General features: G+C 69.7%; 9 protein-coding genes and 4 tRNA genes. 5 read left to right on the top strand and 8 right to left on the bottom strand.

Annotated features, from left to right (window positions below):
- Positions 1-62 precede the first annotated feature (62 nt).
- Positions 63-1,661: a phospholipase C gene (locus G4X40_RS16025; protein WP_277834171.1), complete on the bottom strand. Its 1,599-nt coding sequence runs from the start codon at positions 1,659-1,661 to the stop codon at positions 63-65.
- A 114-nt stretch (positions 1,662-1,775) separates the two neighbouring features.
- Between G4X40_RS16025 and G4X40_RS16020 the strand changes: the two genes are divergently transcribed.
- Both G4X40_RS16020 and G4X40_RS16015 read left to right on the top strand, forming a co-directional pair.
- Positions 1,776-2,969 carry an alkaline phosphatase family protein gene (locus G4X40_RS16020; RefSeq protein ID WP_277833869.1) on the top strand — a complete coding sequence of 398 codons (1,194 nt, stop codon included), beginning with the start codon at positions 1,776-1,778 and terminating at the stop codon, positions 2,967-2,969.
- Between the two features lie 96 nt (positions 2,970-3,065).
- Positions 3,066-3,635: an Rv1733c family protein gene (locus tag G4X40_RS16015; protein WP_277833868.1), complete on the top strand. Its 570-nt coding sequence runs from the start codon at positions 3,066-3,068 to the stop codon at positions 3,633-3,635.
- Positions 3,636-3,723: 88 nt separating this feature from the next.
- Here G4X40_RS16015 and G4X40_RS16010 read toward each other — a convergent pair.
- From G4X40_RS16010 to G4X40_RS15990, 5 genes are all read right to left on the bottom strand, one after another.
- Positions 3,724-3,800, bottom strand: a tRNA-Phe gene (locus tag G4X40_RS16010).
- Positions 3,801-3,840: 40 nt separating this feature from the next.
- Positions 3,841-3,914: transfer RNA gene (locus tag G4X40_RS16005), tRNA-Asp, on the bottom strand.
- Positions 3,915-3,956: 42 nt separating this feature from the next.
- Positions 3,957-4,029: transfer RNA gene (locus tag G4X40_RS16000), tRNA-Glu, on the bottom strand.
- A 93-nt stretch (positions 4,030-4,122) separates the two neighbouring features.
- Positions 4,123-4,758: a ScbR family autoregulator-binding transcription factor gene (locus G4X40_RS15995; RefSeq protein WP_277833867.1), complete on the bottom strand. Its 636-nt coding sequence runs from the start codon at positions 4,756-4,758 to the stop codon at positions 4,123-4,125.
- Between the two features lie 114 nt (positions 4,759-4,872).
- The gene (locus G4X40_RS15990) at positions 4,873-5,853 is read right to left on the bottom strand and encodes a magnesium transporter CorA family protein (RefSeq protein ID WP_277833866.1); all 981 of its coding nucleotides are present in this window, start codon (positions 5,851-5,853) and stop codon (positions 4,873-4,875) included.
- A gap of 118 nt (positions 5,854-5,971) precedes the next feature.
- Between G4X40_RS15990 and G4X40_RS15985 the strand changes: the two genes are divergently transcribed.
- Positions 5,972-6,047 (top strand) — tRNA-Lys (locus G4X40_RS15985).
- Between the two features lie 196 nt (positions 6,048-6,243).
- Here G4X40_RS15985 and G4X40_RS15980 read toward each other — a convergent pair.
- On the bottom strand, positions 6,244-7,893 hold the full coding sequence (locus tag G4X40_RS15980; protein ID WP_408642234.1) for an AMP-binding protein: 1,650 nt from the start codon (positions 7,891-7,893) through the stop codon (positions 6,244-6,246).
- A gap of 199 nt (positions 7,894-8,092) precedes the next feature.
- Between G4X40_RS15980 and G4X40_RS15975 the strand changes: the two genes are divergently transcribed.
- Entirely contained in the window at positions 8,093-10,603 is a 2,511-nt protein-coding gene (locus G4X40_RS15975; protein WP_408642225.1) for an ATP-dependent Clp protease ATP-binding subunit, read from the top strand.
- 97 nt (positions 10,604-10,700) lie between these two features.
- On the opposite strand, the gene G4X40_RS15970 is transcribed toward G4X40_RS15975, so the two are convergent.
- Positions 10,701-12,077, bottom strand: coding sequence for an NADP-dependent succinic semialdehyde dehydrogenase (locus tag G4X40_RS15970; protein WP_277833864.1), 1,377 nt, complete (start codon positions 12,075-12,077; stop codon positions 10,701-10,703).
- Positions 12,078-12,379: 302 nt separating this feature from the next.
- Here G4X40_RS15970 and G4X40_RS15965 point away from each other — a divergent pair, with 302 nt between their 5' ends.
- Positions 12,380-13,327, top strand: coding sequence for an acyl-ACP desaturase (locus G4X40_RS15965; protein WP_277833862.1), 948 nt, complete (start codon positions 12,380-12,382; stop codon positions 13,325-13,327).
- Positions 13,328-13,378 lie beyond the last annotated feature (51 nt).

The raw sequence follows: 13,378 nt of genomic DNA, 5'->3' as shown, positions 1-13,378 counted from the left end.
GGCGCGACGGCACCCCGTCACGGTCGCGGGGACCAGGGTCGCGCAGATCAGGGTCGCGAAGATCAGGCCAGTCCGCTCGGCTTGCCGCGCGTACCCGGCTCCTGCTTCGGCATGCTGTTCGGCGGCACCGGGTACGGGATGCCCTTGTCGAGGAAGCCCAGCGCCATGTTCGGACCGCACTGGGCCAGCGCCGGCGCGACCCGGGGCTGCGGATCGAGCTTCGGCACGGTCGCGTTGGGCGGTGCGGCGAAGTTGAACGCGGACGTCATGTCCCCCACCGTCTGCCGCCGCCACGGCGTCAGGTTCGGCACGTCCACCCCGAACCGGCGCTCGATCAGCCGCAGCTGCGAGGTGTGGTCGAAGACCTCCGAGGAGACCAGCCCGCCGCGGCTGAACGGCGAGATGACGATGCCCGGCACGCGGAACCCCAGCCCGATCGGCCCGGCGATGCCGTCGGCCTCGGCGACCGACCCGAGCGGGACCGTCAGGTACTCCCCCGGTGTGCCGGGCGGTGCGGTCGGCGGCGTCACGTGGTCGAAGAACCCACCGTTCTCGTCGTAACTGATGATCAGCGCGGTCTTCTCCCACACCGCCGGGTTGGAGGTCAGGATGTCGAGCACCTGCACGATCCCGACCGCGCCCAGGGCCGGCGGAAGCGCGGGATGCTCGCAGTCGAGCAGCGAGGGCACCACCCACGACACCGCCGGCAGCGTCCCGTTCTGCACGTCCGTCTTGAAGTCGTCGGGGTAGCTGGGGTCGACGCCCTTGCGCTGCAACGCCGGGCTGCCGGCCGTCTGCTTGAAGCAGCCCATCATCCCGTCGAGGATCACGCTGGAGATGGGACCGACGTCCTTGTTCTGATAGATCTTCCAGCTCACCCCGGCCTCTTCGAGGTTCTCGGGCATGGTGCGCCAGCTGTAGACGTTCTTCGGGATCAGCGTCGGCGTCTCGACCAGCGGTCCGCCGTTCTTGCCTTCCGGGTCGATGTGCGCGCTCATCCAGTACAGCCGGTTCGGGTCGGTCGGGCCCATCACCGAGCAGAAGTAGTGGTCGCACACCGTGAACGCGTCCGCGAGGTCGTAGTGCACGGGGATGTCCGCGCGGGTGTAGTAGCCCATGGTCGCCGGGCCGTTGCCCGGCCCCTCGTGTTCGAGGTGGACCTTGACCCACTGGTCCATCCTGCCGCCGTTCCACGCCTGGTGCTGCGGTCCCCAGGAGTGGGTCGGGTCGTTGATGCACTCGCCGTCCAGCGACGGCCCGCGATTGGTGTCGAGCCGGAACGGCAGCAGGTATCCGTTCGCGTCGACCGCCCCGCCGGAGGACGACCCGACGTTCGCGGAGTTGATCCCGGACGAGCCGAACGCCGAGGGCGACGGCGAACCCGGCGCGTAGCCGTACTGCTTCCACGCCGGGGACGGGTCGTCGAAGCCTCGCACCCCGGAGAGCGTTCCGTAGTAGTGGTCGAAGGAGCGGTTCTCCTGCATCAGCAGCACGATGTGCTCGATGTCCCCCAGTCCGCCCATCCCTGCGGGGTCCGCCGCGTAGGCACGCTCGATCACCGGCCCCGCCCACGACGCCAGCATCGCCGCGCCCCCCGCCGCGGCGGACTTCGCAAAGAACTCCCTGCGCGACATTCCGGCGAACGGACCGGGCTTGGCCATCTGTACCTCCACCTGTGCAAGGGGTTCGGCAACCGCGTCAGGCGATTGCATCCGGCAAACCTTAAGTCGGCCGACGGGGGTCGGCAACCGCACACGCGGCGATAGCCTGGACCGATGTTGCTCGCGCCACGGTACGGCGAGGCATCGTCGGCCGACGTCGTCCCCGCACTGCTCTCGACGTTGGGCGTGCCCGGCCAGTCCGACCGGATCGGGCTGGGCCTGGACCACTCGGTCCGGCGGATCTGCCTGCTGCTGATCGACGGGCTGGGGGCCCGGTTGCTCGCCGCGAACCCGGAAGCGGCGCCGTTCCTGTACGCGAGGCTGGCCGAGACCCCCCGATCGCCGATACTGACCGCGGGCTTCCCGTCGACGACCGCGACCAGCCTCAGCTCGCTGGGCACCGGGCTGCCGCCGGGCGAGCACGGGGTGGTCGGCTATCTGCTGGCGGTGCCCGGCCAGGACCGCCTGATGAACCCACTGGCCTGGCGCCTGCACGGCCCCGGGCCGCACGTCGACCTGTTCAAAGAGGTTGTGCCCGAGCAGTTCCAGCCTCGGCAGACCCTGTTCGAGCGTGCCGCCGCGGACGGCGTCGCCGTCGCCAGCCTGGGTCCGGCGCCACTGGAGCGGTCGGGCCTGACGCGGGCCTCATTGCGCGGCGGCACCTTTCACGCGACCGTCTCCCTCGGCGACCTGGCGGCGTCGGCCGCGGGGGCGCTGTGCGCGGGCCGAGGTGAGGGTGGCGGCGAGAGCGCACGCACCTTCGTCTACGCGTATCACGGCGAGCTCGACTACACCGGTCACGTGCGCGGCCCGGACTCCGAGGCGTGGCGCCTGGAGTTGGCCCACGTGGACCGGATGGCGCGGCAGATCGCGGAGCGGCTGCCCGCGGACGGCGCGTTGGTCGTCACCGCCGATCACGGCATGGTCCGGGTCGGCGAGGCGATCGACGTCGACGCCGAACCCGAGTTGACGGAGGGGGTGCGGCTGCTCGGCGGCGAGCCGCGGGCCCGGCACCTCTACACCGAACCGGGTGCGACCGAACGGGTTCGTGCGACCTGGCGGCGCCGGCTGGGCGAGGACTTCGAGGTCCTCGACCGCGCCGACGCGATCGCCCGGGGCTGGTTCGGCCCCGTGGTCGCGCCCGCGGTGCTGCCGCGCATCGGCGATCTGCTCGCGGTCGCGCGGTCGTCCGCAGCGCTGATCCGCCGCTCGATCGAACCCCGCCAGTCGTCGATGCTCGGACATCACGGGTCGCTGACCCCCGAGGAGGTCGAGGTTCCACTGCTGACCTTCACGCACTGCTCTTGAACACCTCGCACACAAGGACGAAGCTGGAAGTAGCAGCAATCCAACCCGGCCGGGAGGTGCGTGGTCACGATGCGGTGCAGGGTCCACCGATCCCGAGTGTTCTGGCGATCACTTCATCCGAAGGACCCCCTCACCCGCCGCAGCGACCTGATCGAGACCCTGTTGACCGCCACCGCGATCGTCGCACTGATCGCACTGTTCCCGGTCGCCTCATGGCTCGGGCTGCGCACCTGGTCGAGCCAGTCCGCCCTCGCCTCACGTCAGCAGGCCGACGCCCACCAGATCTCCGCCGTCACGCTGGTGGCGGCTCCCGCCGCCGCGGTGACCTCGCTCGGATACGCCGGCGACAAGCCGCTCCGGGTAGACGCCGACTGGGCCTGGCAGGGGCACCCGCATCGCGGACCCATCGATGTCGACTACGGCACCCCGAAAGGGACCACGGTGCAGACCTGGGTCGACGACGCCGGCAACCCCACGGCCCGCCCGCTGACCGGGATCGACGCCCAGAGCGCCGCGATCATGGTGGGGCTCTCGACCTGGCTGGCCGGGCTGATGGCACTGGCGGCCTGCTGGGGATTCGGGCGCTACCGCATCTGGTGCTCGCGGGATGCGCAGTGGGACCGCGAACTGGCCCGATTCCTCGGCCCCGCCGGCAGCCACCGGTGATCCACCACCGGTGATCCGATACCGACTGATCGACCCACGACAGGAGAAAACCCCCGGGCGATGATCGCCTCGGGGGTTTCCGCGATGCTGGTGGCCAGGGCCAGGATCGAACTGGCGACCTTCCGCTTTTCAGGCGGACGCTCGTACCAACTGAGCTACCTGGCCGGACGGCACCCGATTGCTCGGATGCCAATCGCTACATGAGCGACCCTGACGGGACTCGAACCCGCGACCTCCGCCGTGACAGGGCGGCGCGCTAACCAACTGCGCCACAGGGCCATGCTGTGAAACTGTACTACCTCGGTGGAACCGGTCTAACCGTACCCCCTACGGGATTCGAACCCGCGCTGCCGCCTTGAAAGGGCGGTGTCCTAGGCCGCTAGACGAAGGGGGCTCGCCGGTCCGGACCGGCAAGGACCCTCAACGGCTGTCCGTTGGGAGTGAGGAAAGACTACGACACGAGTTACGAGATACCCAAATCGCCTGGTCAGGCCATAATTTTCCGGCTTTCCAGGTGTTCGTCGAGCCAGTTCTCGTCGGCGTACGCGCGCAACAGCGTCTCCAGCGAATCGACGAAGTTCTCCCGCAGGCCGGCGACATCGGATTCGTGGTCGCACAGGTAACGCTGGCCGATGAACAACGCGAGCAGCATCCGCGCGAACCCCTCGGGCCGGAACCCGGGCCGCATCAGCCCCTCGCGCTGCGCCTGCTCGGCGAGGTCGTTGGCGACCGACTGCCACATCCGGCACGGGAACAGGCCCACGTCGGCGAGCAGGTCCGACTCGAGCGCCAACCGGAACTCGGCGCGCAGCACGTCGTCCTCCTGATACAACTGCGCGATCTCGTCGGCGAGGCCGTACAGGGTCTCGACCACCCTGCCGTCGGGCGCGGCGATCAGCCGGGCGGAGACCTCCAGCAGCCGGTCGGCTGCCGTCTCCAGGACCGCCTTGGCCAATTCCTGCTTCGATTCGAAGTGGAAGTACATCGCCCCCTTCGTCGCCCCCGACCTGCGCAGGATCGCACTCAGCGATGCCGCCGCGTAGCCGTGATCACTGAACTCGGCCGCCGCCGCGGACACGAGCGCAGCGCGCGTTCGGCGCGCGCGTTCCTGTTGAGGAGCCATGCGGGCAAAACCTTCCGGGTCCGTGGAGTGCCTTCAGTGTTGCGGCGCTCACACTAAACCGGAATTGCCACGCGTTCTAGTGGTGACCTTTTTCGTTCGGTCGATCGAATCCGGTCACAGCCAGTCCCGGTTGCGGAATCCGAGCCATGCCGCGCCGGCCAACGCGACGATGGCGACGGTGCTGATGAGCAGACCCCACGAATTCCCGAAGCCGGGGAACGGGACGTTCTGGCCGAAGTATCCGGTGATCATGGTGGGGATGGCGACGACCGCACCCCAGGCGGCGAGTTTCTTCATGATGTCGTTGAGCCGATTGCCCTGCATCGCAAGGTTCGTCGCGATGATCGACCCGAGCAGGTCGCGCAGGCCGTCGACGCGCTCCCCGGCCCGCAGCGCGTGGTCGTAGACGTCCTGGAAGTACGGCAGGAGCTCGTCCTCGACGACGTTGACCCCGCGCCGCAGCAGGGTGGAGAGGACCTCGTGCATCGGCATCACGACCCGCGCCAGCTGCGAGAGGCTCTTGCGCACCGTGAAGGTCTGCAGCTGGTTCTGCCGCGTATCGGGTTCGAACAGCGCGTCCTCGAGCGCGCCCACGTCCTCGTCGAGGTCGTCGATCACCGTGAAGTAGCCGTCGACGACGGCGTCGAGCAGCGTGTAGAGCAGAAACGCCACCCCGTGCGAGAACAGATCGGGGTTCTCGTCGCACCGCTCGGACAGTTCGTCGAAATCCAGCCCGCCGGAGGGGTCGATGGTGAGGAACACCTGCGGCGAGAGGAACGCCGAGACCGCCGAGAGCGCGAGCCCGCCGCCGTCCAGCGGTGCGGCAAGGTAGAGATGCAGGTAACTGTGCCCCTCGGCGCGGACCAGCTTCGGCCGCTGGTGCGCGGCCAGCGCATTCTCGATGGCCAGCGGGTGAAGGTCGATGCCCAGCGCGTCCGACGTTCGTTCGATCTGCTCGGCGGTGGGCATGACCAGATCCAGCCACACCAGGTCGCCGCGCTCGCGGTGCGCGGCCAGTTCGCTCAGCGGAAGGTCCTCGCCGACAAGAGTTCCGTCGCGATACACCCTGCTGCGGTTGGCGACACGTTCGGCCACCGTCCCACCTCCACCCGTCACCGTCGGCACGGCTGCGTCGCACCCTTGGCGACATGATGCCGGACCGGACACCCTGCGGCGCGCAGGTCGGGTGACCGAAGTATTGTTCAGCTCGCACGCCCCTTTAGCTCAGTTGGTAGAGCTACGGACTTTTAATCCGCAGGTCCTCGGTTCGAGCCCGAGAGGGGGCACCACGGATGACCAGGCGATATGCCTGGTCATTTTTCTTGCGCTGCCCCGGCGTGCAGCACGCGTGCAACACTGGAATCGGTAGCCGAGAGAGGTCACCGATCATGTCCTATCTGATCTACAACGCACTCGTCCCGATCCTCGGTCCCGACGCCGCGAGATACTGGGCGACCGCGCTGGCCGTGACGATCTGAACCGTCGTCACGCGGTCGGCGAACGCCCATACCTGTCGAACTCGGCGAGCAACGCCCGCCGGGCGCCTTCGGTGAGCGGCGCGTAGCCCGGCTGCCTCGCCTCGCGGAGGAGCACCCGGCCCTCCTGCCAGCCCGCCCGGCGCAGCGCCGGTTTGTCGATCTTGCGGGTACCCGTCACCGGGATGGCGTCGACCACCCGGACGAACCGTGGCGCCCACTTGGTGCCGAGGTCCGGTTGCGCCGTGAGGAATTCGCCGAACGCTCCCGGATCGAAGCGAGTGCCGTCCTGCATCTGCACCACGGCCATCACCTGGTCGCCCGTGCGCGGATCCGGCACCGGGAACACCGCCACCAGCAGCACTCCGGGGAAGCGGGCGAGGATCCGTTCGATCGGCGCCGCCGAGAAGTTCTCCCCGTCGACCCGCAACCGGTCCCCGGACCGGCCGGCGAAGTAGAAGTAGCCGTGCTCGTCGCGGTAGCCGAGGTCGCCGGACCGGTAGGCGGCGCCCTCGATCCGCTGCGCCCCGGCCTCGTCGTCGCCGTAGTACCCCTCGAACAGCGCAGCGCCCGTGGCGTTGACGATCTCCCCGATCGCCTCCTCCGGATTCAGCAACCGGCCGTCGGCGGCGAACCGTGCGGGCGGGCACTCCGCGCCGTTCGCGTCCCACACCCGTGCGTCGATGAAGGCCGGCGCCAGCCCGAGCGAGGTCGGCGGGGCGTCCTCGGTCAGGTGGATGACGATGGCGCCCTCGCTCGAGCCGTAGCTCTCGATCGGACGGACACCGAAGCGGCGGGCGAACTCGTCGCGGTCACGCGCGGCGGCCTCGGTGCCGAACACGGTGCGCAGCGCGGTGTTCCGCTCCTCGGCGGATTCCGGCACGCTCAGGATGTAGGCGAGGCTGCGCCCGACGTAGTTCACGAACGTCGCCCCGACCCGGCGGATGTCGGGCACGAACCCGGACGCGGAGAAACGGCGGCGCATAGCGTGGGTGGCACCGGCATACACCGACGGCGCCCAGCAGGCCATGATCGCGTTGCCGTGGAACAGCGGCATAGCGTTGTAGGTGACGTCGTCCGGGGTGAAGCCGCAGGTGTTGGCCGCCGCCAACATCGCCAGCCGGCCGGACGTGCAGCGCACCGCCTTGGGCGCGCCCGTCGACCCGGAGGTGAACAGCAACAACAGCAGACTCGCCGGGTCATCGGCCGCCGGAACCGCCGGCCGCGCGGCCCCGCGGTGGGCACCGACCCGGGCCGACCACTGCGCATCGTCGACCCGCAGCACCCGATCGGCGGCGACCCCGGTGTCGACACCCTCGAGCAGTCGCAGGCCCGCGCGGTCGGTGAGGATCAGGTCGCAGTCGGCGCGCCGGGCGTCCCCGGCGAGTTCGTCGCCGCGCCGGGTCGAGTTGAGCCCGACCAGTGTGGCGCCGGCGAACGCGGCGCCGCCGATCAGAAACAGGTACTCGGGCACGTTCTCGAGCAGGACACCGACGTGCAGCGGAGCGTCGTCCCGGCGCAGACCGCAGAGCACGTGGGCCCGTGCGACGCATTCGGCGATGACCTCACGCCAGGACCACGCCCGATCCTCGAACAGCAGACCCGGATGGTCGTCCTCGGCGCGCCGCAGCAGTACCCCCGTGAAGGTCTCGGCCGCCATGGCCTCCCGCGTCTGCACCACCGCACCGTCACGCGACGTCGTCGCCGTCATCGTCACCCTCCCTGTATCGGATGTGATCCACCTCTCATCTACCCCACATCGGGGACGGCCGGGAATCAATCCGTCGATCCGCCGGTTGGTTGAGTCGAACACGCTCAAGTTTTATTGAGCGCACCCCGCTCTAGTTTGAGGAGATTGCATGCCTGCATACTTCGGCCCCGGCGGGTTCGGTTCCGACGGCCCCGGGTCCAATCCGTTCGACGACTTCATGGCGCGCCTGTTCGCCGGTGGCGGCGACCCGCAGCCGCGCCGACTCGACCTCGGCCGTCTGCTCGACCCCGACAGCAAGAAGCTGCTGTCCGCGGCCGCCCAGGACGCCGTCACGCTCGGACACCCCGAGGTCGGGGCGCTGCACCTGCTGCGCGCGCTGACCGCCGAGTCCAGCCCCGCCCGCGCGCTGGTGCGGGCCGCGGGCGCCGACCCGGACGCGCTGGCCGAGTCCGCGCGGACCCGCCTGCCCGCGGGTGACCCGGAAATGGTCTCGCGCACGTCCGGCCCCGCGCTCGACCTGAGCTCGCGGCGCACGCTGGTGGAGGCCCGCCAGGTCGCGAACGCCTTCGGGACGGACCGGATCTCGCCGGCGCACCTGCTGGTGGCGCTGGTGATGAACCCGAACGTCAGTGCCGGTGCACTGCTGGCCGAGGCCGGGATCACGCCCGAGTCGCTGCGTGCGGCGGCACAGGGACGCCCGGCCGAGGGCGCGGGTTCGGCGGGGTCCGCAGGCGCGGCCTCGCAGACCCCCACGCTGGACAAGTACGGCCAGGACCTGACCGAGCGGGCCCGGTCCGGCAAGGTCGACCCGGTGATCGGCCGGGCCGACGAGATCGAGCAGGCCATCGAGATCCTGGTCCGCCGCACCAAGAACAACCCGGTGCTCGTCGGCGAGGCCGGCGTCGGCAAGACGGCGATCGTCGAGGGACTGGCACAGCGCATCGTCGACGGGGACGTGCCCGACCTGCTGGCCGGCAAGCGCGTCGTCCAGCTGGACCTGCCGGGCATGCTCGCCGGCACCCGCTACCGCGGCGACTTCGAGGAGCGCCTGAACAAGGTGATCGACGAGATCACCGCGCACGGCGACGAGATCATCGTCTTCCTCGACGAGCTGCACACGATCGTCGGGGCCGGCGGCGCCGAGGGTGCGGTCGACGCGGGCAACATGCTCAAGCCGAAGCTGGCCCGCGGCGAACTGCACCTGGTCGGCGCGACCACGCTCGACGAGTACCGCACGCACATCGAGAAGGATCCGGCGCTCGAACGCCGCTTCCAGCCGGTGACCGTCGACGAGCCGTCGCCGCAGGACGCGATCGAGATCCTGCGCGGCCTGCAGGACCGGTACGAGGAGCACCACCGGGTCCAGTACACCGACGAGGCGATCACGGCCGCCGTGGAACTGTCCACGCGGTACATCGCCGACCGGTTCCTGCCGGACAAGGCGATCGACCTGCTCGACCAGGCCGGCGCTCGCAAGCGGCTGGCGCACAAGGGTTCCGACCCGCAGCAGCGCATCGAGCGGCTGACCGCGGAGAAGGACCGCGCGGTCGCCGACGAGGACTACGAGCGCGCCTCGCGGCTGCGCGACGAGATCGCCGGCGCACAGGCGCGGCTGTCCGGGCCGGGCGAGCCGCAGCGCGCACAGGTGAGCGCCGAGGACATCGCCGAGGTGGTCGCGCGGGCGACCGGCGTGCCCGTCGCGCAGATGACCCGGCAGGAGAAGGACCGCCTGCGCGGACTCGAGGAGGAGCTGCACCGCCGCGTGGTCGGACAGGACGACGCGGTCAGCGCGATCGCACGTGCGGTCCGGCGCAGCCGGGCCGGGATGGGCGACCCCGACCGCCCGGTCGGCAGCTTCCTGTTCCTCGGCCCGACGGGCGTCGGCAAGACCGAGCTTGCGAAGTCCCTCGCCGGCGCGCTGTTCGGCGACGAGTCGAAGATGGTCCGGCTGGACATGAGCGAGTTCGGCGAGCGGCACACGGTCAGCCGCCTGGTCGGCGCCCCTCCCGGGTACGTCGGCTACGGCGAGGCGGGCCAGCTGACCGAGCAGGTGCGCCGCAACCCGTACTCGGTGATCCTGCTCGACGAGGTGGAGAAGGCGCACCCGGACGTGTTCAACCTGCTGCTGCAGGTGTTCGACGACGGGCGCCTGACCGACGGCCAGGGTCGCACGGTCGACTTCACCAACACCGTGCTGATCATGACCAGCAACCTGGGTTCGGACATCATCTCGTCCCACTCGGGCGGTCTCGGCTTCACCACCGGCACCCCGGAGGCGACCGAGAAGCCGCTACGGGACCGACTGATGGGCCGGCTGCGTGAATCGTTCCGGCCGGAGTTCCTCAACCGGATCGACGAGATCGTGATCTTCCGCAAGCTCGAGGCCGAGCAGCTGCACCGGATCACCGATCTGATGCTGGGCGACAGCCGGGAACGGTTGAGCGCCAAGCAGATCGACATCGAGTTCACCGATCAGGCGGTGGACTGGATCGCCGAGCACGGCCACGAGCCCGAGTTCGGCGCCAGGCCCCTGCGCCGGACCATCCAGCGTGAGGTCGACGACCGGATCGCCGATCTGCTGCTGGACGACCGGCTGGCCGAGGGCGGCCGGGTGACGGTCGACGTCAGCGGCGACGAGTTGGAGCTGCAGGTCGCGTAGGACCGCGTGTCACCGGCGACGCCCGGCGGGTGACCCCCGCCGGGCGTCGCCGCATCAGCTGCCAGGCCGACGGGGTCCGGTCGCCGTGGGGCTCGGACTACTCCCCCACCCACACCGTCTTGATGTTGCAGAACTCGCGGATGCCGTGCGCCGAGAGCTCGCGGCCGTAGCCCGAACGCTTGATCCCGCCGAACGGCAACTCGGGATGCGAGGTGGTCATGCCATTGACGAACACGGCGCCGGCCTCCAGATCGGCCACGAAACGCGCCTGCTCACCCGGATCGGCGGTCCAGGCGTTCGACCCGAGCCCGAAGCTCGTCGCGTTGGCGACCTCGATCGCCTCGTCGATGTCGGCGACCCGGAACAGCGACGCGACCGGACCGAACACCTCGGCGGCGTACATCTCCATGTGCGCGGAGATGTCGGCGATCACGGTCGGCGGATAGAACCAGCCGGCGCCGTCGATCCGGCTGCCGCCGCAGAGCACCCGCGCGCCCTCGGCTACCGCATCGGCGACGAGGTCCTCGACGTCTTTGCGTCCCTGCTCGGTGGCGAGCGGGCCGACCTGGGTGTCCGCATCCATCGGGTCGCCCACCGTCAGCGCGGACATCGCCTCGACGAACCGCTGCGCGAACTCGTCGTACACGTCGGCGTGCACGATGAACCGCTTCGCGGCGATACACGACTGTCCGTTGTTCTGCACCCGCGCGGTGACCGCCACCTCGACGGCGCGCGCGAGGTCGGCCGACGGCATCACCACGAACGGATCGGACCCGCCCAGCTCCAGGACCGTGTGCTTGACCTCGTCACCGGCGATGGCGGCGACCGACCGGCCCGCCGGCTCGCTGCCGGTGAGCGTCGCGGCCGCGACGCGGTCGTCGCGCAGCACCCGCTCGACGTCGCTCGACGAGATCAGCAGCGTCTGGAAGCAGCCGTCGGGGAAGCCTGCCCGACGGTAGAGGTCCTCGAGGTAGAGCGCGGTCTGCGGCACGTTCGACGCGTGCTTGAGCAGTCCCACGTTGCCGGCCATCAACGCCGGCGCCGCGAACCGCACCACCTGCCACAGCGGGAAGTTCCACGGCATGACCGCCAGCACCACCCCCAGCGGCTGATACGCCGCGTAGGCCCGCACCGCCCCTACCGTGGACGGGTCGGCCGGCTCGTCGCGCAGCAAACCCTCGGCGCGGTCCGCGTAGAAGCGCATCGCCGACGCGCACTTGAGCGCCTCGGCCCGCGCCGACGCGAGTGTCTTGCCCATCTCGGTGGTCATGACGGCGGCCACCGTGTCCGCCTCGGACTCGAGCAGTTCGGCGGCCGCGACCATCCAGGCCGACCGCTGCGCGAACGTGGAGGTCCGATAGCTGCGCCATCGCGTGTAGGCCGCCGCGATCTTCTCCTCGACCTGTCCGGGCGTGTGCGCGTCGAAGCTGCGCTCCACCGCACCCGTCGCCGGGTTCACCGTCGCGATCGCCATGGCCGTCCCCTTTGCGTTCGTACGTCGTCGGCACTGTCGAGCGTGCCCCACTTTGTGAACAGTGCCAAAGAATCCGCGCAGGTTCTCAATCCCCGGCCCACCACCTCGCTCCGCCGTAGCATCGGCCCTGGCAAGAGCTGTACCGGTAACGCCAGGTTGCGCAAATCCGACACACGCGGACGAACCCGGCGACCGGGCATTCACCTGACAACCTGTGACGAATGTGGCACCGTTCACACCTGAACCTACGGTGCCGTAGGCTTGGACACGCCAAGCGATCGAACGGATTTTGGAGGCACCCGATGGCGCGTGAGATGACCCAGCTCGAGCTGCTGCACGAGCTGCAGCCCGTAGTCGAGGACAATCTCAATCGTCACCTGTCGATGACCAAGGACTGGCATCCGCACGACTACGTGCCGTGGGACGAGGGCCGCAACTTCGCCGCCATGGGCGGCGAGGACTGGGATCCGGAGCAGTCGCGCCTGGACGACACCGCCAAGGCCGCGATGATCACGAACCTGCTCACCGAGGACAACCTGCCCTCGTATCACCGTGAGATCGCCGAGAACTTCTCGCTGGACGGCCCGTGGGGCACCTGGGTCGGCCGGTGGACCGCCGAGGAGAACCGGCACGGCATCGTCATGCGCGACTACCTGGTCGTCACCCGCGGCGTCGACCCGGTCGCGCTCGAGCAGGCCCGCATGGAGCACATGACCACCGGCTTCAACCCGAATGCCGACAAGGGCCTGCTCCACTCGGTCTCCTACGTGACCTTCCAGGAGCTCGCAACCCGGGTCAGCCACCGCAACACCGGCAAGGCCTGCGGCGACCCGATCGCCGACCGCATGCTCCAGCGCGTCGCGGCCGACGAGAACCTGCACATGATCTTCTACCGCAACCTGTGCGCCGCCGCCCTCGACGCCTCCCCGGACCAGACGCTGCGCGCCATCCTCGACATCCTCAAGGTGTTCCAGATGCCGGGCGCCGGGATGCCGAACTTTCGCCGCAACGCGATGCTGATCGCCAAGGCCGGCATCTACGACGTGCGCAACCACCTCGACGAGGTGATCCGCCCGGTGCTGCGCCAGTGGAAGATCTTCGAGCGGACCGACTTCGGCGCGGAGGGCGAGAACCTGCGCGAGGAGCTCGACGCCTTCCTCACCGACCTCGAGGGCAAGGCGGTCAAGTTCGAGGAGCAGCGCGACCGGATGCTGGCCCGCGAGGCCGCCCGCCGCGAAGCCGCTTCCTGACCCGCTCGCACCGACGTCTCGTTCGGCCCGGTCACGTCCGCGTGACCGGGC

It is taken from the genome of Speluncibacter jeojiensis (assembly GCF_029589495.1).
Taxonomy (GTDB): Bacteria; Actinomycetota; Actinomycetes; order Mycobacteriales; family Mycobacteriaceae; genus Speluncibacter; species Speluncibacter jeojiensis.
The sequence above is the reverse complement of the archived record's forward strand: the minus strand, read 5'-3'. Positions and strand labels throughout refer to the sequence as shown.

Excerpts from the sequence above, each read along its gene's own strand:
- G4X40_RS16025 (WP_277834171.1), bottom strand. The coding sequence starts at position 1,661 with ATGGCCAAGCCCGGTCCGTTCGCCGGAATGTCGCGCAGGGAGTTCTTT.
- G4X40_RS16020 (WP_277833869.1), top strand. The coding sequence starts at position 1,776 with ATGTTGCTCGCGCCACGGTACGGCGAGGCATCGTCGGCCGACGTCGTC.
- G4X40_RS15995 (WP_277833867.1), bottom strand. The coding sequence starts at position 4,758 with ATGGCTCCTCAACAGGAACGCGCGCGCCGAACGCGCGCTGCGCTCGTG.
- G4X40_RS15980 (WP_408642234.1), bottom strand. The coding sequence starts at position 7,893 with ATGGCGGCCGAGACCTTCACGGGGGTACTGCTGCGGCGCGCCGAGGAC.
- G4X40_RS15975 (WP_408642225.1), top strand. The coding sequence starts at position 8,093 with ATGCCTGCATACTTCGGCCCCGGCGGGTTCGGTTCCGACGGCCCCGGG.
- G4X40_RS15970 (WP_277833864.1), bottom strand. The coding sequence starts at position 12,077 with ATGGCGATCGCGACGGTGAACCCGGCGACGGGTGCGGTGGAGCGCAGC.
- G4X40_RS15965 (WP_277833862.1), top strand. The coding sequence starts at position 12,380 with ATGGCGCGTGAGATGACCCAGCTCGAGCTGCTGCACGAGCTGCAGCCC.